The organism is Streptomyces sp. NPDC052101 (assembly GCF_040680235.1).
Taxonomy (GTDB): Bacteria; Actinomycetota; Actinomycetes; order Streptomycetales; family Streptomycetaceae; genus Streptomyces.
Genome location: NZ_JBFAWH010000016.1, coordinates 107,598 through 129,652, shown reverse-complemented (window position 1 = coordinate 129,652; position 22,055 = coordinate 107,598). Strand labels below are relative to the sequence as shown.

Annotated in this window: 22 protein-coding genes, 1 tRNA gene and 1 pseudogene; 7 read left to right on the top strand and 17 right to left on the bottom strand. The window is 70.8% G+C overall.

Annotated elements, in window-relative coordinates; genetic code table 11:
* The first annotated feature begins 19 nt into the window (after window positions 1-19).
* From AB0L75_RS27150 to AB0L75_RS27135, 4 genes are read left to right on the top strand one after another with little or no spacing between them, the layout of a single operon-like run.
* Complete coding sequence (locus AB0L75_RS27150) at window positions 20-667, top strand: ABC transporter permease (protein ID WP_365185631.1); 648 nt, start codon at window positions 20-22, stop codon at window positions 665-667.
* Window positions 660-1,919, top strand: a complete 1,260-nt coding sequence (locus tag AB0L75_RS27145; RefSeq protein WP_365185629.1) for a betaine/proline/choline family ABC transporter ATP-binding protein — start codon at window positions 660-662, stop codon at window positions 1,917-1,919. The genes AB0L75_RS27150 and AB0L75_RS27145 overlap by 8 nt, the downstream gene beginning before the upstream one ends.
* A complete protein-coding gene (locus AB0L75_RS27140) occupies window positions 1,916-2,812 on the top strand; it encodes an ABC transporter permease (RefSeq protein WP_365185627.1) in 897 nt (298 codons plus the stop codon). Before AB0L75_RS27145 ends, AB0L75_RS27140 begins: the two co-directional genes overlap by 4 nt.
* A complete protein-coding gene (locus AB0L75_RS27135; protein ID WP_365185626.1) occupies window positions 2,809-3,765 on the top strand; it encodes a glycine betaine ABC transporter substrate-binding protein in 957 nt (318 codons plus the stop codon). Before AB0L75_RS27140 ends, AB0L75_RS27135 begins: the two co-directional genes overlap by 4 nt.
* 31 nt (window positions 3,766-3,796) lie before the next feature.
* Here the strand turns inward: AB0L75_RS27135 and AB0L75_RS27130 are convergent, their stop codons facing one another.
* The 4 genes from AB0L75_RS27130 to AB0L75_RS27115 all read right to left on the bottom strand — a co-directional run bounded on the left by AB0L75_RS27130 (window position 3,797) and on the right by AB0L75_RS27115 (window position 9,068).
* Window positions 3,797-4,588, bottom strand: coding sequence for a S16 family serine protease (locus tag AB0L75_RS27130; RefSeq protein WP_365185624.1), 792 nt, complete (start codon window positions 4,586-4,588; stop codon window positions 3,797-3,799).
* Window positions 4,589-4,736: 148 nt separating this feature from the next.
* Entirely contained in the window at window positions 4,737-5,378 is a 642-nt protein-coding gene (locus AB0L75_RS27125) for a helix-turn-helix domain-containing protein (RefSeq protein WP_362125175.1), read from the bottom strand.
* 295 nt (window positions 5,379-5,673) lie between these two features.
* Window positions 5,674-7,473 carry a DEAD/DEAH box helicase gene (locus tag AB0L75_RS27120; protein WP_365185621.1) on the bottom strand — a complete coding sequence of 600 codons (1,800 nt, stop codon included), beginning with the start codon at window positions 7,471-7,473 and terminating at the stop codon, window positions 5,674-5,676.
* A 131-nt stretch (window positions 7,474-7,604) separates the two neighbouring features.
* Window positions 7,605-9,068, bottom strand: a complete 1,464-nt coding sequence (locus AB0L75_RS27115; RefSeq protein ID WP_365185619.1) for an MFS transporter — start codon at window positions 9,066-9,068, stop codon at window positions 7,605-7,607.
* A 175-nt stretch (window positions 9,069-9,243) separates the two neighbouring features.
* On the opposite strand from AB0L75_RS27115, the gene AB0L75_RS27110 reads away from it, so the two are divergent.
* Together AB0L75_RS27110 and AB0L75_RS27105 are read left to right on the top strand one after the other, a co-directional pair.
* Window positions 9,244-9,315 (top strand) — tRNA-Cys (locus AB0L75_RS27110).
* Window positions 9,316-9,846: 531 nt separating this feature from the next.
* The gene (locus tag AB0L75_RS27105) at window positions 9,847-10,125 is read left to right on the top strand and encodes a hypothetical protein (RefSeq protein ID WP_365185616.1); all 279 of its coding nucleotides are present in this window, start codon (window positions 9,847-9,849) and stop codon (window positions 10,123-10,125) included.
* A 33-nt stretch (window positions 10,126-10,158) separates the two neighbouring features.
* Here the strand turns inward: AB0L75_RS27105 and AB0L75_RS27100 are convergent, their stop codons facing one another.
* From AB0L75_RS27100 to AB0L75_RS27040, 13 genes and pseudogenes are all read right to left on the bottom strand, one after another.
* The gene (locus tag AB0L75_RS27100) at window positions 10,159-11,451 is read right to left on the bottom strand and encodes a tyrosine-type recombinase/integrase (protein ID WP_365185614.1); all 1,293 of its coding nucleotides are present in this window, start codon (window positions 11,449-11,451) and stop codon (window positions 10,159-10,161) included.
* A gap of 10 nt (window positions 11,452-11,461) precedes the next feature.
* Complete coding sequence (locus AB0L75_RS27095; protein ID WP_365185612.1) at window positions 11,462-11,695, bottom strand: helix-turn-helix domain-containing protein; 234 nt, start codon at window positions 11,693-11,695, stop codon at window positions 11,462-11,464.
* A 223-nt stretch (window positions 11,696-11,918) separates the two neighbouring features.
* Window positions 11,919-13,088, bottom strand: coding sequence for a DUF3631 domain-containing protein (locus tag AB0L75_RS27090; RefSeq protein ID WP_365185609.1), 1,170 nt, complete (start codon window positions 13,086-13,088; stop codon window positions 11,919-11,921).
* A gap of 367 nt (window positions 13,089-13,455) precedes the next feature.
* Window positions 13,456-14,388 carry a bifunctional DNA primase/polymerase gene (locus AB0L75_RS27085; RefSeq protein WP_365185607.1) on the bottom strand — a complete coding sequence of 311 codons (933 nt, stop codon included), beginning with the start codon at window positions 14,386-14,388 and terminating at the stop codon, window positions 13,456-13,458.
* A gap of 84 nt (window positions 14,389-14,472) precedes the next feature.
* On the bottom strand, window positions 14,473-15,267 hold the full coding sequence (locus tag AB0L75_RS27080; protein WP_365185605.1) for a hypothetical protein: 795 nt from the start codon (window positions 15,265-15,267) through the stop codon (window positions 14,473-14,475).
* 82 nt (window positions 15,268-15,349) lie between these two features.
* A complete protein-coding gene (ssb, locus tag AB0L75_RS27075) occupies window positions 15,350-15,796 on the bottom strand; it encodes a single-stranded DNA-binding protein (protein WP_365185603.1) in 447 nt (148 codons plus the stop codon).
* Window positions 15,797-15,800: 4 nt separating this feature from the next.
* A complete protein-coding gene (locus tag AB0L75_RS27070; protein WP_365185601.1) occupies window positions 15,801-15,971 on the bottom strand; it encodes a hypothetical protein in 171 nt (56 codons plus the stop codon).
* A gap of 19 nt (window positions 15,972-15,990) precedes the next feature.
* Complete coding sequence (locus tag AB0L75_RS27065) at window positions 15,991-16,446, bottom strand: hypothetical protein (protein WP_365185598.1); 456 nt, start codon at window positions 16,444-16,446, stop codon at window positions 15,991-15,993.
* Between the two features lie 171 nt (window positions 16,447-16,617).
* The gene (gene traB / locus AB0L75_RS27060) at window positions 16,618-18,666 is read right to left on the bottom strand and encodes a plasmid transfer protein TraB (protein ID WP_365185595.1); all 2,049 of its coding nucleotides are present in this window, start codon (window positions 18,664-18,666) and stop codon (window positions 16,618-16,620) included.
* Window positions 18,667-18,679: 13 nt separating this feature from the next.
* The gene (gene traA / locus AB0L75_RS27055) at window positions 18,680-19,264 is read right to left on the bottom strand and encodes a plasmid transfer protein TraA (RefSeq protein ID WP_365185592.1); all 585 of its coding nucleotides are present in this window, start codon (window positions 19,262-19,264) and stop codon (window positions 18,680-18,682) included.
* A gap of 17 nt (window positions 19,265-19,281) precedes the next feature.
* On the bottom strand, window positions 19,282-19,779 hold the full coding sequence (locus AB0L75_RS27050; protein ID WP_365185590.1) for a hypothetical protein: 498 nt from the start codon (window positions 19,777-19,779) through the stop codon (window positions 19,282-19,284).
* Between the two features lie 222 nt (window positions 19,780-20,001).
* Window positions 20,002-21,057, bottom strand: a complete 1,056-nt coding sequence (locus AB0L75_RS27045) for a hypothetical protein (RefSeq protein WP_365185588.1) — start codon at window positions 21,055-21,057, stop codon at window positions 20,002-20,004.
* Between the two features lie 23 nt (window positions 21,058-21,080).
* A pseudogene (locus AB0L75_RS27040) lies at window positions 21,081-21,405 on the bottom strand (RRQRL motif-containing zinc-binding protein).
* 134 nt (window positions 21,406-21,539) lie between these two features.
* Here AB0L75_RS27040 and AB0L75_RS27035 point away from each other — a divergent pair.
* Window positions 21,540-22,010, top strand: a complete 471-nt coding sequence (locus AB0L75_RS27035; RefSeq protein WP_365185586.1) for a hypothetical protein — start codon at window positions 21,540-21,542, stop codon at window positions 22,008-22,010.
* Window positions 22,011-22,055 lie beyond the last annotated feature (45 nt).

Below are 22,055 nucleotides of genomic sequence, written 5' to 3'. Positions count from 1 at the left end.
GATCGCGGGGTGAGCACCGGTGAACTTCTGGGAGTACCTGGGCTATCGCCACCAGCAGCTGCTCACGGACGCCTTCCAGCACGCCAGCGCGGTCTTCCAGTGCATGGTCCTGGCGACCGCCATCGGAGTGCTGACCGGGGTCGTCACCTACCGCTCCGACTGGGCGGGCAACCTCGCCACCACCGCCACCTCCACCATCCTCACCATCCCCTCCCTCGCGATGATCGGTCTGCTCATCCCGGTCGTCGGCCTCGGCGTGCCGCCCACGGTGATCTCGCTGACCCTGTACGGGCTGCTGCCGATCGTGCGGAACTCGATCGTGGGCCTGCGCGGGGTGGACCCGACGCTGGTGGACGCGGCCCGGGGCATCGGCATGTCCCGGCCGATGCGGCTGGTGCGGGTGGAGCTGCCGCTGGCCTGGCCGCCGATCCTGACCGGCATCCGGGTCTCCACGCAGATGCTGATGGGCATCGCCGCGATCGCCGCGTACGCCTCCGGGCCGGGCCTCGGCAACGAGATCTTCCGCGGGCTCGCCTCCCTGGGCAGCAAGAACGCGCTGAACCAGGTGCTCGCGGGCACGCTCGGGATCATCGTCCTCGCGCTGCTGTTCGACGCCGCGTACGTCCTGATCGGCCGGCTGACCATTCCGAGGGGGATCCGTGTCTGAGACGACCGCTGAACCGTCCGCCCGGGAGAGCCATGGCGCCGCCATCGAGCTGGAGAACCTGACCAAGCGGTATCCGGGCAGTGCGCAGCCGGCCGTGGACAACGTGAGCATGGAGATCAAGGCGGGCGAGACGGTCATCTTCGTCGGCCCGTCCGGCTGCGGGAAGTCCACGACGCTCAAGATGATCAACCGGCTGATCGAACCGACCGGTGGACGCATCCGGATCGACGGCGAGGACGTCACCGACATCGACCCGGTGAAGCTGCGCCGCAAGGTCGGCTACGCCATCCAGTCGGCCGGTCTCTTCCCGCACATGACCGTCGCCCAGAACATCGCCCTCGTACCGAAGATGATCGGCTGGCCGAAGAAGCGGATCCGGGACCGGGTCGACGAGCTGCTCGACCTCGTCGGGCTCGACGCGGGCGAGTTCCACGGCCGCTATCCGCGCCAGCTCTCCGGCGGCCAGCAGCAACGGGTGGGCGTGGCGCGGGCGCTCGCGGCCGATCCCCCGGTGCTGCTGATGGACGAGCCGTTCGGCGCGGTCGACCCGATCACCCGCGACCACCTCCAGGACGAGCTGATCCGGCTCCAGCACGAACTGCACAAGACGATCGTGTTCGTCACCCACGACTTCGACGAGGCGATCAAACTGGGCGACCGGATCGCCGTCCTGCGCGAACGCTCGCACATCGCCCAGTTCGACACCCCCGAGGCGATCCTCACCAACCCGGCCGACGACTTCGTCTCCGGTTTCGTCGGCGCGGGCGCGGCCCTGAAACGGCTGAACCTCACCCGGGTGCGGGACGTGGAGATGCGGGACTACCCGACGGTGACCGTGGACACCCCGCTCCAGCAGATCTTCACCGTGATCCGCGGCAGCGGGACGAACGAGATTCTGCTCCTCGACAAGCGCCGCCGCCCCTACAAGTGGCTGCGCCGCGGCGACCTGATGCGGGCCAAGGGCTCGCTGGCCCGCGCCGGCACGCTGGTGCACGACACGGTGACCCGGGACGCGACCCTCCGGGACGCGCTGGAGGCCGTACTGACGGACAACGCGGGCCGGGTCGCGGTGACCGGGCGGCGCGGCGAGTACATCGGCGTGGTCGACATGGAGACCCTGATGAACTCCGTGCACGAACTGCTGGAGGCCGACCGGCTGGAGGCCATGGAGGCCCAGCACGAGCTGGAGGAGGCGCGTGCCCAGCAGACCCACCAGGAGCAGGAGGGCCCCGGAGGGGTGACGAAGGCGTGAGCGGCGAGCGGCAGCAGCGGCCCGAGGGCGAGCACGAGGTCAAGGGGCTCGCCTTCCGTGACGACGACGAGGCCTTCCGCGGTGAGGACGAGGCCTTCCCCGACGAGGGCGCGGCGGAGCAGGAGGCCCCGCCGCCGGCCCGGCGTCCGCCCGCGCGGCGCCTGTCCTGGCCGCGGCTGACCGTCGTGCCCGCTTTCCTGGTGGCGCTGCTCCTGGCGACCTGGCTGTGGTTCCGGCAGGCGCGGCTGGACACGATCTCGCAGAACGCACTGTCGGGCGGCCAGGTCTCCAAGGCGCTCTGGCAGCATGTGCAGCTGACGGTGGTCTCCACGTTCTTCGTGCTGATCATCGCGATCCCGCTGGGCGTCGTGCTCACCCGGAAGGCTCTGCGCAGGGCCACCCCGGTGGCGATGACCTTCGCCAACATGGGCCAGGCGACCCCGGCGATCGGCCTGCTGGCCCTGCTGGTCATCTGGCTCGGCACGGGCACGAAGGCGGCCCTGATCGGCATCATCGTCTACGCGATCCTGCCGGTCCTGTCCAACACCATCGCCGGGCTCAAGGCCAATGACCCGACCCTGCTGGAGGCGGCCCGCGGCATCGGCATGTCCCCGCTCGGCGTGCTGAGCAGGGTCGAACTCCCGCTCGCGGTCCCGCTGATCCTCGCGGGCGTCCGTACGGCCCTGGTCCTCAACGTCGGTACGGCGACGCTCGCGACCTTCGGCGGAGGCGGCGGCCTGGGCGTGCTGATCACCACGGGCATCACCACCCAGCGCATGCCGGTGCTGGTGCTCGGCTCGGTCCTCACGGTGGCGCTCGCCCTGCTGGTGGACTGGCTGGCCTCGCTGGCGGAGGTGCTGCTACGGCCGCACGGCCTGGAGGTGGGCAGATGAGACGCGGCGCATGCCTGTCGGCGGCGGGGCTGCTGCTGGCGTCCGGCTGCGGGCTGACCAGCGGCTCCCCCATGGCCGACGCTGTCGCTCCCGGCAGCATCGGCCGGGGCGAGCCGCTCAGGGGTGCCCGTCTCACCGTCACCTCCAAGGAGTTCACCGAGCAGCTGATCCTCGGCGCGATCATGGGGATCGCCTTCCAGGCGGCCGGCGCGGACGTGCTGGACCGCACCGGCATCCAGGGGTCCATCGGAGCGCGGGAGGCGGTGAAGAAGGGCGACGCGGACGCCCAGTTCGAGTACACGGGCACCGGCTGGATCACGTATCTCGGCAACGGCACACCGATCCCGGATCCGCAGAAGCAGTGGGAGGCGGTACGGGACGCCGACGCGAGGAACGGGCTGACCTGGCTGCCGCCCGCGCGGCTGGACAACACCTACGCCCTGGCCATGAACCAGGCCGGCTTCAAGAGGTACGGCACCCGGACGCTCTCGCAGGTGGCCGCGCTGTCCGAGAAGGACCCCGGCGCCGTCACCCTGTGCGTGGAGAGCGAGTTCGCCAACCGGGCCGACGGACTGCCCGGCCTGGAGAAGGCGTACGGGATGAGCCTGCCGGCGAACAACATCACGCAGATGGACACCGGGATCATCTACACGCAGGTGGCCAAGGGGAAGTGCACCTACGGGGAGGTGTTCACCACCGACGGGCGCATCAAGTCGATGAACCTGGCGGTGACGGAGGACGACAGGAAGTTCTTCCCGAACTACAACGCGGCACCTGTCATCAACACCAAGGTCCTCAAGAAATGGCCGGCCATCGCGAGCGTCATCGACCCCGTCACGAAGAAGCTGGACAACACGGTGGCACAGACCCTGAACGGCAAGGTGGACGTGGACGGCCAGGACCCCCACCAGGTGGCACTGGACTGGATGAGGCAGCAGGGGTTCGTGAAGTAGGGCCCCGGTGCCGCGGGGCCCCGGCGACGGCCTAGCAGCTCGGGACCGAGCCCTTCCCCTTCTCCAGGGCCACCAGGGAGTCGACCGCGCCCTTCAGGGTGGTGACCGGGACCAGTCTGAGGCCCTTGGGCAGTTCCGCCTTGGCGTCGGTGCACTCGGCCTTCGGGACCAGGAAGAGGGTCGCTCCGTCCCGCCGGGCGGCCTGCGTCTTCAGGGCCACCCCGCCGACCGCGCCGACCTTGCCGTCCGCGTCGATCGTGCCCGTACCGGCGATGGTGCGGCCGCCCGTGAGGTCGCCGCCGCTGCCGTCGCCGTCCAGCTTGTCGATGATCCCCAGGGTGAACAGCAGACCCGCGCTCGGCCCGCCCACGTCGGCGAGCTTCAGCGTGACCTTGACCTTGTCGGCGCTCAGCCGCAGATACTTCAGCGCCGCCTGGGTGGCCGCGTCCTGGGACTGCCGCATCTGCGCCTCGTTGTGCCGCTCGATCTCCTTGACCGTGTCACCGCTCGGGTAGACGGCGTCGCGCGGCATGACGGCCCGGTCGGTGCGGAACCAGTTGCCGGCCACGTCACCGAGGCTCACCCTGGCGTCCGGGCCGGTCGCCACGATCGTGACCATCCGCAGCTGACCGCTGGTCCTCCGGGTGGCCGCGCCGGAGACGGTGATCACCTCGGCGCCCTTGTTCTCGCCGAGCACGTTCGCCGTCATCCCGGGCTGGGCCACCGAGAACGGCAGCGGTGCGAACGCCGCCGTGGCCAGCAGGGCCACGACGGGCAGAGCACAGACGGCTACGGCCTGGGGACGCGTGAGACGAGAGAGCACAGGATCAATCTAACGTGACCACCCGCCGTGCCTCAGGCCGCGTACAGGTCCCGTCGCGCGCGGGTGAACCTCCGCGGCACCCGAGGGAGGGGCTCGGTGCTCGGTGATGTCCTCGCAGCAGAACCGGCCGACCTGACCCACAGGCCGCTCAGCGCAGCGCCTCCGCCACCTCCCGCGCCGCCTCCACCACCCTCGGCCCCACCCGTTCCGGTACGGAGTCCGCCAGCATCACCACGCCCACGCTGCCCTCGACCCCCGTGACCCCGACCAACGGCGCCGCGGCCCCGCTCGCTCCGGCCTCCAGCTCCCCGTGCGTCAGGGTGTAACCGGGATCCACGGACGGCGACTGCCGGGCGGACAGGATCGCCCGGCCCGCGGCCCCCCGGTCCAGCGGATGCCGGAAGCCGGCCCGGTAGGCCACGTGATAGTCGGTCCACGTCGGTTCGACGACGGCGACGGCCAGCGCCTCCGTCCCGTCCACCAGCGTCAGATGCGCGGTCGCCCCGATGTCCTCGGCGAGCGACCTGAGCGCCGGCAACGCGGCCTCCCGCACCAGCGGATGCACCTGCCGCCCGAGCCGCAGCACCCCGAGTCCGACCCGGGCTCGCCCGCCCAAGTCACGCCGTACGAGCGCGTGTTGCTCCAGCGTGGCGAGCAACCGGTACACGACGGTGCGGTTCACGCCCAGTTTCGTGGACAGCTCGGTGACGGTCAGTCCGTGGTCGGTGTCGGCCAGCAGCTTGAGGACACGCAGTCCCCGGTCGAGCGTCTGAGAGGTCTCCGCGGTCACGACGCCCACTCCTTTGGTGGTGAGGCCGGCGGCCCCTGAGCGGCGGATGCGTCGTCGAGTCCCGTCGGCGACGCGCTTCAGAGGCCGCCGATCGGCAGGACGGCTCGGCGGCTCCGGGCCAAGTCGCTTCACGGCTGCGCTCCGCGGCGGCGCTGCCACGGGGCGTGTGCGTAGCGGGACAGTAGCGAAGCAAGTTCGCTGAGCGGAAGTCTCAGTCCAAAATCCGGGCAAGACAAGATCCGGCCTGCCGCCATTCGTCCGGATACGCACACCGGGCCCCCGGTCCGGCCGGGCCTCACTTCATGCGCGTGGCCCACTCCCGCACCTTGTCGATCCGCTGCCGCAGCTGCCCCGCCGTGGCCTCCGCGCTCGGCGGCCCCCCGCACACCCGGCGCAGCTCGGTGTGGATCACCCCGTGCGGCTTGCCGCTCTGGTGGACGTATGCGCTGACCAGCGTGTTGAGCTGCTTGCGCAGCTCCATCAGCTCCTTGTGGGTGACCACCGGCCGCCGCTCGGCCGGCAGCTCCAGCAGATCGGCCTCGCTGTCCGGTTTCTTCCGGCTGTGCGCGATCTGCCGGGCCTGCCGCTTCTGCAGCAGCATCTGCACCTGCTCGGGTTCGAGGAGGCCCGGGATGCCGAGGTAGTCCTGCTCCTCCTCGCTCCCGGGATGCGCCTGCATACCGAACTCGGCGCCGTCGTAGAGCACCCGGTCGAAGACGGCGTCGGACTCCAGCGCCTCGAACGGCAGCATGTCCTGCTCACCGGTGTCCTCGTCCTGCTGCTTGTTCGCCTCCTCCATCTCCTTCTCGGACTCGGCGTACGGGTCCTCCTCGCCCTCCTTCTTCGGCTTGTCGAGGGCGTGGTCCCGTTCCTTCTCCATCTCGCCTGCGAAGGTCAGCAGGTCGGGCACGGTGGGCAGGAACACCGACGCGGTCTCGCCGCGCCGCCGGGACCGTACGAAACGGCCGACGGCCTGCGCGAAGAAGAGGGGGGTGGAGATGGTCGTCGCGTACACGCCGACCGCGAGCCGCGGCACGTCGACGCCCTCGGAGACCATCCGCACCGCGACCATCCACCGGTCGCTGCTCTCGCTGAACTCGTCGATCCTCTTCGAGGCGCCGGTGTCGTCGGAGAGCACGAGCGTCGCCTTCGTCCCCGTGATCTCCCGGATGAGCTTGGCGTAGGCACGGGCGGAGTCCTGGTCGGAGGCGATGACCAGGGCACCGGCGTCCGGGATGGCCTTACGGACCTCGGTCAGCCGCTGGTCGGCGGCGCGCAGCACGCTGGGCATCCACTCGCCGCGCGGGTCGAGCGCCGTACGCCAGGCCTGGCTGATCGCGTCCTTGGTCATCGGCTCGCCGAGCCGGGCGGCGATCTCGTCACCGGCCTTCGTACGCCAGCGCATGTTGCCGCTGTAGGAGAGGAAGATGACCGGCCGGACGACACCGTCCGAGAGCGCGGAGCCGTAGCCGTAGGTGTAGTCGGCGGCGGACCGCCGGATGCCCGCGTTGTCCTCCTCGTACAGCACGAAGGGGATGGGGTTGGTGTCGGAGCGGAACGGCGTGCCGGTCAGCGCGAGCCTGCGCGTGGCGGGCTCGAACGCCTCCAGGCAGGCCTCGCCCCAGGACTTGGAGTCACCGGCGTGATGGATCTCGTCGAGGATGACGAGCGTCTTGCGCTGCTCGACGCGGTTGCGGTGCAGCATGGGGCGCACGCCGACACCCGCGTAGGTGACCGCGACGCCGTCGTACTCCCTGCCGAGCGGGCCCGCGCTGTACTCGGGATCGAGCTTGATCCCGATCCGGCCCGCGGCCTCCGCCCACTGCTTCTTCAGGTGCTCGGTGGGCGCGACCACGGTCACCTGCTGCACGACATGGTGGTGCAGCAGCCAGGAGGCGAGCGTCAGCGCGAAGGTGGTCTTGCCGGCGCCGGGCGTGGCGACGGCCAGGAAGTCACGCGGCTGCTCCTGGACGTACTTCTCCAACGCCCCCTGCTGCCAGGCACGCAGCTTGCTGGCGGTACCCCAGGGGGCCCTGCCGGGGAAGGCGGGCGAGAGGTGGTGCGAGTGCGCGGAGGAAGCGGCGGTGGTAGTCACGGTCTCCGTTTTTTGTGGGGCTCGGCTCGTCGGTCGGGGCTCGGCTACGTATGACAACCGGGCCACCCTACCGGCGGTGTCCTGCCGTCAACGCCCGGACGAGGGCGGGTCGCCCGCGGGTGGGACCGACGTCACAGCCGCCGAGATCGACACCGTTCGGGTCGGCGCGCCCGCAGCCGCGTCGTCACCCATGCCCCCACCAGCGCCACCCCCGCCATCGGCAGGAAGACGGCGGCGAAGGCGGCCGGGTGGCTGCCGTCGGCGGCCGTGGCCGTGCCGGCCGCGCTGGTGCCGCCGCCCAGGGCCGCGAAGGCGGCGCCGGTCACGGAGAGCAGGACGACATCGGCGAGGGCGTCGGAGATCTGCAGCGCGGCGGAGTTGGCGCCGGCCTCCTCCGGCGCGGACAGCTGGAGCAGGAGCACGCCGGTGGAGGCGATCACCAGGCCCATGCCGAAGCAGCCGAAACCCCAGCCGAGGGCGACGGTCCAGACGGGCACGGAGTGCGCGAGCACACTGGGCGCGGTGGTGATCGCGGCGGCGACCAGCACCATCCCGACGGTCATCAGCCGCTCCCGGTACTGCCGCACGCGCGGCCGGGACTGCACCCATGAGCCCAGCGCCCAGGTGCCGCCGCCCGCCGCCAGCGAGAACCCGGCGAGCGTCGGCGACAGCCCGCGCCGGCTGACCAGCATCAGCGGGACGAAGGACTCGGCGGCGATGAAGGAACCGGCGGCCAGTCCGCGCAGCAGCACGACGGAGGGCAGTCCGCGGGCCGCCCGGTAGGTGCCGGGTGGCAGCAGACCGCGGACGGCGGGCACCAGCAGGGCGGCGCCGGCCAGCCCCGGGAGCAGGGCGAGGGGGCGCAGGTCCTGGGCGGCGTACTGCAGCAGGCCGGCGCCGAGGGAGATGCCGAGGGCGAGCCGGATCCGCCGCCGGTCGAAGGAGTGGGCGCCGGCCTCCGCGTCCACCGGGCCGGAGGCCCTGCGCCGTATCTGCGGCAGGGCGAGCGCGAGCGGGAGGACGACGAGGACCGGGATGCCGAGGAAGACCCAGCGCCAGCCGAGGTGCTCGGTGACGGCGCCGGAGGCGAGCGGGCCGACGATCGAGGGGACGACCCAGCCCGCCGCGAAGGCCGCCATGATCGCGGGTCGCAGCCGCTCCGGGTAGGCACGGCCGACGACGACGTACAGCGCCACGATGACGAGGCCGCCGCCGAGGCCCTGTACGGCGCGGCCGAGGATGAACACCCACATCGCGCGGGCGGTCCCGGCGATCACGAGCCCCACCGCGAAGGCCCCGATCCCCGTGGTGAGCGCCCCCAGCGGACCGCGCCGGTCGGACCACTGGCCCGCCAGCACCATGCCGAACAGGCTGGTCGTGAAGTACCCGGAGAAGGCGAAGGCGTACTGCGCCACGCCGTCCAGCTCGCGCGCCGCGACCGGCATCGCCGTCCCGACGGCGGTCGCCTCGAAGGCGATCAGCAGCACGACGGAGACCATCCCGACACTGAGCGCCCGGTACGGCCGGCTCAGCACGCCGCCGACCTGCTCGACGACGTCCACGGCAACGGCATCACCGGGCTCCAGGGCGGTCATGCCCGTCAGCGTAAGGTCCACGAGCCGCTTTGACCCCTGTCCATGGTCCGTCCGGCTCTGCGACCTTGGTCGTACGTCCGCCCTTTCATGAACGCCGTATGGCAGTCCCATTGCAGCCCGCCCGGCTCCCTTGAGCCGCTCCGCACCGGCGCCGTAGCTTCAATTCCACGAACAAGGCCGTGTGCCCGAGTGGTTGAGGGGCTCGCCTGCAAAGCGAGTTACGTGGGTTCGATTCCCGCCACGGCCTCTGGTGCCTTGACCAGGCAAAAGGAAAGGGCGGCACCCCGAGGGGGTGCCGCCCTTTCGATCGTCCGTCTCAGTTCCCGTCTCAGTTACGGATGCCTCCGCCCCTCCTCCACCGTGAAGCATGCGAAACGCTCCCCAGGAGGGGCGCGGGGTAGCACAATCGACACTCCGGCGCTGCCGACGCACAACAGCACGACGTCACTGGGGAGGGTGGGGATGGATCCGGAGTGGGTCTCACTCTTGGGAGCGTTCGGGGTGTCCGCCGCAGCCCTGTTGGTCAGCGAGAAGCTACGCAGCATCCTGCGCACCATTTTCCGAAGGCCCAGAGAGACGTCTCTGCTCGTGAAAGAGCCTGGCGGAAGGCGAGTCATCGAGATCAGGGGGCCAGCGAACCTAAGCGCGGTAGAGGCGGAGGCACTCCTCAAGGCGTGGCGCGAGGCTGCACGAAAACCCCCGACAGTAGAGGACACTCCGGCGTCGTCAGGTGAGAGTGTTCAGCGCGCCGCGGGGGCCGAGTCTGATGAGTGAAGGCATGGCCAACCCGGGGACAAGCATCGACACGACTCAAACGCCAACAGCGGCGACTGCTACCGACGCCGCAGCCGTCACCACGGTGACCGCCCATTTCAAGTTGGTCTTCCTCAGCGTGACGCTGATAACTGTGCTCACCCTCGCAGCCAGCCTGTACATAGGAATCTTCGTGGAGAAGCCCACGGAGGCTGCGAAGTCTGCGATGGACACCTGTTCCACGCTCGCGAACCTCGGCTTCGGTGCCATGGTCGGCCTCTTGGGCGGCAAGGCCGTGAACTAGCGAGGGCAGGCTCGAAAGCCTGCCCCTGCCATTTCAGGGGACCGGCACGAGGGCCCCCGCGAGGCCGTCATCGTCGTCCGGGCCAACTCCGTCTCCGGACGACTGCCAAATCAGCCCATCCACCTGCCTGGCAATGTCAGCCCGCACCGCGTCAACCATGTGCTGATAGCGAGCGGCCATAGCCGTGGTCGACCACCCCATCAGCCCCATGACGGCCCGCTCCGGCACGCCCAGGATGAGCAGCACAGTTGCAGCCGTGTGGCGCGCATCGTGCAGACGCCCGTCCCGCACCTTCGCCTCTGTGAGAAGAGCCTTCCATTCGGTCCAGTCCCGGCGGTGGGACGGGCTACGGCCGTGCTCGTCCGGGAACACCAAGCTGTTGTCCTCCCACCGCTTCCCGGCCGCCTTCCGCTCCGCTTCCTGCGCCTTGAGGTGGGCACGGAGTAGGTCAACTAGCTGTTCGGGGAGACCGACGGCACGGCGGCCGGCGCGCGACTTGGTGGTGGACAGCTCAGGGTTGGTTCGTCGCCTCTGCGGGCAGTACCCGGCGGCCTTGCGTCCGCAGGGCTCCGTGCACCCATGGGCGTACTGCGGCCGGTGGCGACTGCGACGGACAACGAGGAACCCGCCCTCAAGGTCCACGTCATCCCACTTCAGCCCCAGCACCTCCCCTTGGCGCAGTCCGAGGGCGAGAGCGACGGCCCAGCGAGCGGAATTCCGGTGCTGGTCGGCGGCCTTCAGCAGCCGCCGTACCTCTTGGACACTGTAGGGCTCCACCTCGTACTCCCCCGTCTTCGGCGCCTTGGCCAACTGAACGGGGTTCTTGCCGAGATGGCCGCGCCGTACGGCCTCGTTGAGGGCGGTGCGGAAGGTTCGGTGTACCTGGTGAGCTGTTGCGGGCTTGCTGCCGTTGGCCTGCATCTTGGCGTAGAACGCTTCGATGTGCTCGGGCTTGAGCCTGTCGAGACGGTGGGCGCCCAAGCCTGGGATGAGGTGCTTCCGGACCGCAACGCCGTACCCAATCATCGTGTTGTCGTTGACGGCGAGTGGTGCGACGTTCTCAACCCAGTGCGTCAGCCACGCCTTGACCGTCCAGGGCTTACCCGGCTTGCGTACGGTCTTGGCGTCGCGCTGCCGCTCCAATTCCCGTACAGCCTCTGTGACTTCCGCACGGGTCTTGCGTTCGACGTGACGGCGGTCGGGCTTCCCGTCGTCACGCACGCCAACGGTCACCCGTCCGTGCCACTTTCCGTCCTTGCCCTGGTAGATGGATGATCGGCCGTTGGGCTGTCGGGTGCGCTTTTTGCCGTTGTTCTCTTCTACCACGTGTAGCTCCTCAGGCGGCCGGGGCGACGATGGCGGTGTGCTGCTTGCGTCGTCGGGCGACGTACTCGGCCGGCGCGTCGGCGGGGACCCTGCGGAGGTGGCCGACGGTGATGGACTCCAGCTCTCCGGAGCGGATGAGCCGGTAGCAGACCGTCCGGCCTATACGGAGTCGGCGGGCGGCCTCTTCGACGGTCAGCAGGACAAGGGTGGAGTCGATGGATTCGGCGAGTTGGGCCGTGTCCATGCGGCGGATCTCCTTCGTCTCACAACGGCGGGGGCGAGCCCCCTTGCTGGAAGTCCGCTACTTCCGCTACCTCCGCTACCGCCCTGGTCAGGGGCATGATCGAGGTAGCGGATAGGAGTAGCGGTAGCGGATAGATCCGCTACCGGCCCAGGGACGGTGGCCACGGCGGGTAGCGGATGAGGCGCGGCGGTAGCGGATGCGGAGCACGCATCCGCTACCGATTTCAGGGCTCTGACCTGCCCGGTAGCGGAGGTAGCGGAAGTAGCGCACTTTCCGCGGGGGGCGGGCAGTAGCGCTGCCACGCGTCGTGAAGGTCGCTCGCGTAGTAGCCCTTCATGACGCTTCCGCCGGTCTTGATGTTGCGGGCCGCGATCGGGGTGTTGTCCGCAGTGACGTACTCGCGCAGCATCCGCGAGAGCCCGCGGGCGTCCAGGGGCTTGCCACTCATGTCCGCCCACGGCGCCTCTTCGAGGCTGTGGAGCCGGTCCAGGATGGCGACGGTGGGCAGGCGATCGATGCCGTTGAACACGTAGTCGCGCAGGTCGGTCAACAGGCGGATGCCGATGCTGCCCTTGTCGCTGGTCTTGGCCGCGTTCACCAGCTCGACGCACGCGGCGCGGGCCCGCTCCGGCCACGCACCGCCGGCCGCCTCCGCGACGGCCAGCAGGGGTTCCCACACGTCCGCGGGCCGGTCGCTGATGCCATCCGGGAGATCCGGGAACACTCCGTCGACCAGGTGGCGCACGGACTGTGCCCAGTTCGCGAGCCGGTCACGCAGCGCGTGGCCTTCCTTCTCGTGGATGCGCTGCCGGAACGGCTCCACCTTCTCGTTCGGCGCGCGGCGCCGCATGCGGACGATGACGGAGCGGGTCAGGATCGTGTCCGGCAGCGAGCCGAGTCCGGCGACCGCGACCGCGCAGAACGACGGGAATTCCTGTACCTGCTGGTTGGCGCCGTCGCCCACGCACCGCCACATGACGCCGGAGCGTCGGTGTCCGGCGTTCAGGAACCCCCGGAGCTGTTCGTTCTCTCCGGCCTTGGGCCCGAAGACGGTGTCGATCTCGTCGAACAGGATCGTGGGCCGTCCCTCCATCCCGGAGACCGCGCGGAACAGCGCGGACGCGGACGCGTTGACCGCGACCATCGGGTAGGGCACGAGGGTTTCCACGATCTCCAGCGCCCGGGACTTGCCGGATCCCGGCTCCGGGGAGAGGAACGCGATGCGCGGGGTGGAGTCGAAGCAGTCGAGCAGGTGGGCGTGCGCGTCCCACAGCGTGACGGCGACGTACGCGGCATCGAGGGGGAAGATGTTGAAGCGCCGGTGGAACGCTTCGACCTCATCGAGCAGTACGGCGCCGTCGGTGGACGGTGCGGGCGTCTCGGTGCTGGTCACGCGGCGTTCCTCCCTTCCTGGGTGGTGCGGAGCGGGCAAGAGTCTCGGTGGGCTTCGTGGTCGGCGATCAGGGCGAGCACCTTGCGGTGGCCGATGGCGCTTACGTCCCGGCCGCACAGACACTTCGAGGTGGCCGTAGGGGTGGCGCCGCGCGGCGCGCGGATGTGGAGCCAGGCCACGGCGAAGCGCCCGTCACCGCCGGTCGGGCCGCTGGCGTGCCGGTCGGGGGGAAGGGCTGAAAGGACGCCCTGACGGGCGGCCTTTCCTTGGCCGCACCCGGAAGCCGTGCCTGCCGCGCTGATGGCGGAATCGGCCCGTCCGGCCGTGTCCGGTGGGCATTTGGGTTGCGGGCGGGGCGGGTTGTGGCTCATGCCGTCTCCCGGGCGCGGCAGGTACGGGCGGAGTAGGCCAGCGCGTCCCGGATCGTGGCGCGACACTCGGCCGCCGGCAGTCCGGCCGCCTCACCGGCCGCCCCAAATGCCTCCTCGACCACGTCTCGGGCGATCTCTCCCCAGACGACGAAGCGTCCGATGGCGATCGTGCGCTTGAGCAGGAGGTCATGCCGCTGCCCCTCCGGCGCCTTCCTGACCCGTGCGGCCTCCCGCTCCAGCGCCACCGCAGCGCGGCGGGTGGCCCCGCCAGGGATCAGCACCGGCGCGGGCGTCGGGGCCTGTGTGGGCGTGGGCCGGAGACGGTGCAGCAGCCACGCGGGCAGCACCGCCACGGACGCGCTGTCGGTCACCTCGTATGCCCCGGCCGTGGTGACGCTGCCCGCGGCCACGATGTTGCCGCCCCATGCGCGGGTGTCGACGTTCGGCGCCACGGTCTTGGCTGTGCAGGGCAGACGCACGCCGGGCGGCGCCTGGAAGTACAGGTGCATGCCGCCGGAGGGCGTCCGCACCGTGTAGGTAGTCGGCCAGGGCACTCCGGCGCGCTCGCAGAGCGCCGAAAAGGTCGTCGCGCCGTCAGGCGCGTCCGAACTGCCCTTCCCGTTCTGCTTGGGTACGTCCAGGTCGACGACGACCAGGCCGGAGGGCCCGGTGGCGATGCCGACGTTGAACGCGCCCGCGGACCACGCGGCGCGGATCCGGTCGGGGTCGGTGGTGGCGCGCTGTTCCCACTTCACGTGTCCGCCGGCGCACTCGCCGGTGTGGGGGCAGGCGTGTTCGCCGTGCAGGGCGGATGCCTTGCTGCCGGGGCGGAGCGGGTGGACGTGCCAGCCGCGCGCGGCAGCGTTGAGGGCGGCGTCCAGCAGGGGCGGACGGCCGCGGACTCGCCGGATGGGGATGGGGTGGGTCATGCTGGGTGGTCTCCTGTTCTGTGGTCAGGACAAGGGAGCCGGGGCGGCCACGGACTTTGGCGAGACGGTGGCCGCCCCGGGCGATCAGGCCGCGTCGAGGGCGGGTTGCTGCCAGGTGGGCAGGGCATCCAGGACGCGGGAGCGCCAGCGCAGTGCGTAGGGCAGGCAGTTGGCGCAGTTCTTGTGCGGGTGGCCGTCCAGCGGCGGTCTGCGGCGGGCGTGGTAGCTCCAGGCCGCGGAGTCGGCGGAGGTCAGCAGGTGGCCGACGCGTTCCAGGCCCAGGGTCTTGAAGCCGAAACCGTGCAGCCGCAGGCCGTGTGCGGCCATGGCGGTGACGATCGCGGCGCCTTCGCGGGTGGACTGCAACCGGCACACCGAGCCGAGACCCACGGTGGGCTCCGGGGCCAGGTCGACGCCGGCGCGCTCGTAAAGCGTCACGCACCGCTCGTAGTCGGCGAGCGTGCGGCCTTGCAGGACCGGCACGATGGGCAGGTCCGGAGCGAGGGAGCGAAGTTCCAGGTAGTTGGCGACGGTGCGGCGCTGGTGGTCGCCCACGCTCAGGTGGGTGCCGACGAAGCGCTGTCCGCCGACGGTGCCGCCGTGGATGATGACGTCCTCGCACATCCAGTCCTGCGGCGCGGCCCAGTCGAACGGGCCCACGCCCTCCCAGATGCGGCGCAGGTCGCCGATGTACTGCCGCGGGGTGCGCGTCCAGCGGCCGTGCCGCTGGAGCTCCGAGAACCCGCCGGAGTCGACCGCGTAGCGGCCCAGCGCGACGGGCAGCGTGCGCGCTGCGGCGAAGTGCTCGGACTTGAGGAACAGCGGCACTCGGGTGCGCGTGACCCAGTGCCGTTTGTGGGTGGTCAGGTAGAACAGCACCGGCTCTCCTGCTTCTGTGGTCAGGACAAGGAAGCCGGGGCGGCCATGGACTTTGGCGAGACGGTGGCCGCCCCGGGCGCATCTAGAACGGCGGTTCGTTGCCCGGCTCGGGTCGGTTGTCGCCGGTGTTCCACGGGTCGCTGGACGGGGCGGCGCCGCTGGTGCGCTTGCCGTTGATCTGAACGGTGGTGAAGCGCAGGGACGCGCCGATCTCGTCGACCTCGACGGCGAGCATCGAGCGGTTCTCGCCCTCCGGGGTCTGCCAGTCGTGCTGACGGATCCGGCCGGACAGCACCACCCGCGAGCCCTTGCCCAGCGACTCGGCGACGTGTTCCGCGAGGGTGCGCCAGGCGGCGCAGCGGAAGAACGTGGACGTGCCGTCCTTCCACTGATTCGACTCGCGGTCGAAGGTGCGCGGGGTCGAGGCGACGGTGAAGCGCGCGAGTGCCTGGCCGGACGTGGTGAACTTCAACTCGGGGTCGGCGGTCAGGTTGCCCATGATGGTGATCGGGGTCTCTCCGAATGACATGTGATCACTCGCTTTCAGGTGTGGCGGGCCGGTGGTCGGCGGTGAAGTAGAGGCGGGTGCGCTTGCCGTCGCGGGTGGGGTACTGGCGTGCCGGGCCGGTGTCGAACGCGGCGACCAGGGCCCGGCTGACGCGGTCGGCGTCGTCCGGCTCGCAGATGACGCGGATCTCGAACACGGGTCACCTGTCTGCGTGGTCAGCCGTGGAAGTGGCTGCGCTTGATGACGGCCTTGCGGATGTTGACCGTGGTCCCGCCGTGGTCGTGGTGGCCGGTGGCGCCGAAGATCTGCACGGCGATCCAGCCGCCGAAGATGACGGCGGCCAGGATGATGAGCTGGGTGATGAACGCGGTCAGGGCGGCGATGAACGAGGTGAGCAGGAACAGGCCGCCGCACACCGCGCCGAACCCGATGCCTCCGAGCGCGATGTTGACCGCCGTCCGCGAGACGGCCGGCCGTGTGTCGACCGGCACCGGGGCGGGCACGGGGGTGAGGGCGTAGCCGGTGACAACGCGGCCGTCGGGCAGGACGATGCTCTGCACGGCCGGCGGAGGGCCAGGCTGCACCGGCACCAGGGGCGCGGTGGGCGGGTGCACGGTGATCGGCTGGGGGTGGTGGACTTCGACGGCCGCGGGCCGCTCGGGGTGGCTCACGGGAACTCCCTTCGGGATGGCCGCGGGCCCGCGCCACCAGGGGTGAGCGCGGGCCCGCGGGAGGGTGTTACGAGCAGGTGTTAGGCCGCGCGACCGGCCGCTGTTAGGGCGGGTAACACGCGTGCCTGCCTAGGGGTTTGGGTGTTAGGCGGCCGTAACGCGTTACGGGTGTCAGGCGGCTGTGAGGGCGGGGATGATGCGCCACCGGCCGGTGGTGTTGGTCGCCTCCAACCGGCCCTCCTGCGCCGCTTCCTTCAGCCGGAGGGAGACCCAGGAGCGGGAGAGGTTGTGCCGGTCGCACCAGTCGGTGAAGTCCTTCGGGCCCACGATCATCCGACCCTCACTCTCGAACTCCGCCAGCGCGTCCGCGAACAGCCGGCGCGCTTCCTCCGGTGACGGCTTACGGCCCGTCTCCTGCCCGAAGATCGGGGCGTCGTCGCCCTCCTGCGACGCGGGGAGATCGGCCTCCGGGTCGATGTCCCGGTCCTCCGGGTCCACCAGCAAGCCGCCCTGCTCCATGTCGTCCTCCTCCTGCTCGACGGCCCGAAGCGCCGTCGGCTGCTCGGTACCGGACGTGGCCCGGCCGGTGTAGGCGCGTCCGGCGACGCTGGAGGCGGCGCCGGCGGTGACGGGGTCGGCGTGCGCGCCGTTGCGCTGTGCCCAGGTGGCGAGCAGTTCCATGACCGGCACCGCCCGGTGCGTGAAGCGCCGGGTGCGGCCCGGGGAGGGGTAGCGGTCCTCCGGGATGCCGGGCGAGACGACGTAGCAGTAGCCCGGACGCCGGTTGCCCCACGCGCCTGGGTGGGCGCCCGCGGCCAAGACCTCGTCCGGCAGTGAGAACCCCTCGTCGCGTGCGTCGCAGCCCAGCGCGATCACCGACGGCAGTGAAGCGCGGGTGCTGGTGGACATCTGGTCGTACGACGGCCGCTGAAGCGACACGATCAGCGAGATACCGGCGGAGCGGGCTTCCTGCGCGATGCCGGTGAACGCGTCGTCCCCCAGCGTGCGCAGGGTGTTGGCGGCCTCCTCGAACCAGGCCACCAGGAACGGCATACCCGCACAGCCACACGGCCGCCCGTCCGCGCGGCAGGTGTGCTCCGGGCTGTTCTGCGCCTGCGCCGCCTCGGGTACCCACTGCCGGTAGCCGTGGGCACCCAGCCAGCGCGTACGCGCCGGGATCGCCGCCTCGACGGACGCCACCATGACTTCGGTGGGCGTGCCGCCCTCGACGCCCCAGTCCAGCCCGGGGCGCAGGGCGGCGAAGTCCTGGAACGCCTTCGGGTCGGAGAACCACACGATCACGTCCCGGCGGGACAGGATCTCGGTCAGCAGGTTCAGGGCAGTGTCGCCCTTGCCGGAGCCGGTCCCGCCTGCCACCAGGACGTGTGTGGAGTTGCGGCCCGCCTCAGGGTCGCCCGGAAGCCAGATCACCAGCGGGGCGCCGTCGTCGTACCGGCCGATGACGAGCGGCTCAGCAATCGAGCCGCCCAGGTTCGATGGCCCCTCCCACTCGACGACTTCGGCCAGCATGTCTTCCGGCACGATGACCAGTTCCCCGCGCCGGGCAGAGCCCGGATCCGGGGTATAGCGGACGGCCGACGTCGGCAGGTCCAGGGCGGAGGCGATGTTCCCCAGTGCCTTGGTCATGTCGTTGTTGGTCTGCACACCGGCTTGCAGCGCGACCGGCGCCGTGACGCGGTTCGGCTCCACCTTCGCATTGCCGATCTGCGCCCTGGCCAGCCCCACCTTCTCCAACAGCCCCTTGTCCGAGCCTTCGCCGGACGCGTCCGGACTGTGCCGCAGCACCATCCGAACGTTCCAGGACAGGGCCAGGGCGGGCCCGCCCATCAGGTACAGGTCTCCGACCGGACTCGCCGTCGGGCCCGCCAGGCATGCCGCGGTCAGCCAGGCGGAGCCCGCGGCCACGGTAATGGCTGAGTGCAGGCGCCGCTGCTGACTGGTGTTCTTGCCGATCAGCCAGGTGGCGCCGGTCAGCACCACCGACCCCAGCGTGAGGCCCACGGCCGCCGGTGCGCTGTCGGCCCACCGCAGATGACCCAGCACCCCGGCCAGGCCGGTCCCGGCCCACCCGAGCCACGGCGGGATGTGCGGCTTGGCCCGGTGCAGCAGGTACTTGCCCACCCCGCCGGCGTCCGAGCCACCCCGGAGCTGAAGTTCCAGCAGCTCAGCAAGCTGATGTTGCGCGTCGCGCTCAACCATCGATGAGACCTCCTTACTGCTGAGCCCAGTTCATGACCGGCTGCTGCGGCCTGCGGGCACGGTGACGGACGCGGTTGATCTCTTCCTCGTACTGCTGCTGAAAGGTCGAGTAGCAGGCCGCGGCGTTCTTCGCGGCATCCCGCAGCGCATCGGCGGACTTCTGCAACTTGCGGGCCACCTTCGCCGCGCGGGCCCGGGAGCCGAACGGGCGCCCCTCCGGGTCCGGGACCGCGGCCAGCACGCCCTTCATGATCTCCGCCCCCATGGCCACCTCGATGGACAGCGTCACGGCGGCCGCGCGCAGGGTGTTGCAGTACTGCCGCACCTGCGCAGGCGAGCCGAACTCCGGAGCCGGGAGCAGGGATTCAGCGCGCGAGCCACCGCCGCGACCACCGGGCGCGCCCGTGCCATTGGTGGTCTTGTTGCCCGCGTTGATGTTGAGGGTGAAGCCCGGAGCGAACGACGCGCCGAAGTTCTTGCTGTTCACTGCACCCTTGGCGTAGGAGCCGTTGGCTCCGTCGATGAGCGGCCGGCCTGCGTGCTGAGCCTCCCGGTAGCGCCGGTTCGCGGCCCGGTTGGCGGATCCGTTGTCTGCCATCTGACAATCTCCTCAGGTCAGTGTGAGCGGACGATGAGCCACGCGGTCTGAGCGACCAGCCAGGCCAGGAGCCAGATCAAGGGCAGCGGGCCAGCGAGCGGCCCGAACCCGGCCGCCAGCGCCAGCCAGACGAACCCGGCCGTGGAGAGCAGAGCCAGACCGGCCCGCCAGACGACCGCAGCGGCGCGCGCCGGTCGGCGAATCTGGACGAAGCCGAGCCACAGCGCCGGGACGGCGGCCAAGGGCGCGATCAGCAGACCGGACCACCAGGCGAGCGCGTGAAGGATCGCGGTCAGCGGCCACGCCAGCAGGGCCAGGAAGGTGGGGGCGAGCGCGCCACGGAAGCGCCACAGCATGCGCCCGAGGAAGCCGAGCGCTTCACGGGTCAGGGAGGGGTGCTCCGGGACGACGACCACGAACGGCTGAGCGCGCCGGCGCCCGCGCTGGCGCGGGATGTGGACGGTGTGGACACCCGCGGCCGTCTTCACCGCGCGGGCGCGTGTACGGCTGGACACAGTGAAACTCCTTGGTCGGAGGGGTGATGGGGGCGGTGCGCTGTTCCCCGGGCGGATGCCGGGGCGGAGCTCACCGGGTCTGCTCGCCGGGTCTGCGAAGGTGCCGCTCGCCGGGGCTCACCGGGTCTGCTTCACTGGTGCGGTCGACTGCTTCCGGCAGTCGCAACGAGGGCCAGCCCACTTCCACTGGGCTGGTCCTCATTGGTGTGTGCCGGAGGCTGATCAGGCTTCGGATTCTTCGTGGGACATCAGCGAGCCCCATGCCTTGCGCACGCGCTGTTCCCCGCCGACGAACCCGCCCTCACGGAAGGCGGTCACGGCCTGGCGGTAGGACAGCGGCGGGTCGTCGGTGTAGCGCAGGTGCCGCAGGACGACGACGAGCTGAGCGTCGGTCAGCGGCTCGCCGGCCTGCGGGGTGGGCACCCCGGCCACGGCCGCGATTTCTTCCAGCGTCACGGGCGGTTCCGCGGGAGGCGTCACGGGCGTGACGGGCTCCGGCGGAACGGTCTCGAATTCGGCCGTGACCTGCGTGTCTTCCGCCGTCACGGAGGGCGTGACGCCCTCCTCCTCCGCGCCCTCGACGGCGGGCAGCTTAGGCGCGGCCGTCACGCCCGTGACGGGGGCCGTGACGGGCAGGGCGAACATGCCCGCGAGCGCGGCGTCCGCGCCGTCCGTCATCCGCTCGCGCTGCACGTCGACCAGACGCGCTCCGAGCAGAGCGTCACCGGTGCCCACCTTCTTGGCGAGCTTCCACGACTCCCGCTCGGAGTCATTGCGGGCGCCCTCGTCGGGGTGGTTCGCGGCGCGGGCCCGGTGGTAGGCGAGCCGCTGCATGACGGCCGCGTTGCGGCGCTGTGCTTCGGCGTCCACGCCGGTGCGGTAGACCACGATGCGGCGGGCCAGCAGGCCCATGCCCTCCGCCGATACGCACATGGCCATCGGGGTGACGGCGAACACCACCGCTTCCGTGGTCGTCGTGGCGACGGCCGCACCGGTCAGGGAGGCCACGGCGGGCAGCGTCCACAGCCCGACCCGCACGGCCGCCGGGGAGGACTGTCCCAGCATGGTCAGCCCCACCAGGACCAGGGCCAGAACGAGCGTCGCGCCCTCACCGGCCGCGACCACACCCAGTGCGGTGGCCGACCGGTGGAACACGGAGGTGATGTTGCTGTAGGTGCCGACCGCGCCCAAGCCGCCGAAGGCGACCATGGGCACTGCGGCGGCACTCAGTACGAGTGCCTGGCCCCTACTCAGGGACCGTTCTCGGGTGTCGTTCATCGGGCCTTCCTGTCTCGATCAGGTCAGGTGGTGCGCTGTTCCTCGGTGACGATGCACATCCCGCAGATGCCGTAGGAGCGCGGGATGCAGTAGCCGACAGCGGGGGCAGGTGCGCCGCGCGAGCATGGCCAGCGCGAGCGCGCCCCACTTGCGGGAGGTCATCGGCCGCACGGGCTTGGCGCGGTCGACGCGGTAGAGGTAGCCGACCCGCACGCCTCCGGCCCGCCGGTTGACCCGCATGACCTGCGCCGCGATCGGCTGACCACCCGGCCGTAAGCCCCGCTCGCGAAGCTGCCGGCGGGTGGCCAAGCCGTCCGGGGCCAGCCGCCACGGGTAGGTGGAAACCAGCGGGTTCGGGGGATCTGGACGGTGGACCGGTGAGAACCCGCTGGGGGTGTGGTGGTTCTGGACGGGGGTACCGCGCGGGTTCCGCTTCGCTGTGTGGGACAAGATGGGGCCTCCGATCTGGAGGGGGCTTTGGGATGGGTTACGACCTGCGAGCAGTGATCGCTGATGGGGAGGCGTTGCGTGGTGCGGCGCGGGACCTGCCTGCCGCTCGGCTGGCGTCGATCGGACAGGGCCTGTCGCTGATGCCGATGACGGACGCCCTGTTCGATTCCGTCGCAGACGGCAGCGGCGTTGGCGCGTTGGGGTTCTGGGGGTTGCCAGGAGGGTTCGAGAAGGCCCTCGCTGCCTGGTCAGCCGGTGGGCCGGTGGCCTACGTGGAAGCTGAGTACTTCGGCGGCGTGGGCGAGCAGCGGGCTGCCGTGTGGGATGGCGGCACCATCGTGCTGGGCCCGCTCCATGTGGAGGAGGGCCAGCCCTTCCCGCCAGCTGGCAGTCCGATCTCTCAAGCGCTGCGGCGGTTGGGCGTAGTGGCAAGCGCCGGCGAGGATGAGTTCTCAGCGGTGGGGTTGGACCGGCATCGACACGGCGAGGCGTGGATTGACTGACGCGCGACTTCCGGATTCCCGCGCTCACGGGCAAGTTCTCGGCTC

Excerpts from the sequence above, each read along its gene's own strand:
- AB0L75_RS27095 (WP_365185612.1), bottom strand. The coding sequence starts at position 11,695 with ATGGACACGGCCCAACTCGCCGAATCCATCGACTCCACCCTTGTCCTG.
- AB0L75_RS27105 (WP_365185616.1), top strand. The coding sequence starts at position 9,847 with ATGGCCAACCCGGGGACAAGCATCGACACGACTCAAACGCCAACAGCG.
- AB0L75_RS27135 (WP_365185626.1), top strand. The coding sequence starts at position 2,809 with ATGAGACGCGGCGCATGCCTGTCGGCGGCGGGGCTGCTGCTGGCGTCC.
- AB0L75_RS27035 (WP_365185586.1), top strand. The coding sequence starts at position 21,540 with ATGGGTTACGACCTGCGAGCAGTGATCGCTGATGGGGAGGCGTTGCGT.
- AB0L75_RS27045 (WP_365185588.1), bottom strand. The coding sequence starts at position 21,057 with ATGAACGACACCCGAGAACGGTCCCTGAGTAGGGGCCAGGCACTCGTA.
- AB0L75_RS27085 (WP_365185607.1), bottom strand. The coding sequence starts at position 14,388 with ATGACCCACCCCATCCCCATCCGGCGAGTCCGCGGCCGTCCGCCCCTG.
- ssb (WP_365185603.1), bottom strand. The coding sequence starts at position 15,796 with ATGTCATTCGGAGAGACCCCGATCACCATCATGGGCAACCTGACCGCC.
- AB0L75_RS27115 (WP_365185619.1), bottom strand. The coding sequence starts at position 9,068 with ATGACCGCCCTGGAGCCCGGTGATGCCGTTGCCGTGGACGTCGTCGAG.
- traB (WP_365185595.1), bottom strand. The coding sequence starts at position 18,666 with ATGGTTGAGCGCGACGCGCAACATCAGCTTGCTGAGCTGCTGGAACTT.
- traA (WP_365185592.1), bottom strand. The coding sequence starts at position 19,264 with ATGGCAGACAACGGATCCGCCAACCGGGCCGCGAACCGGCGCTACCGG.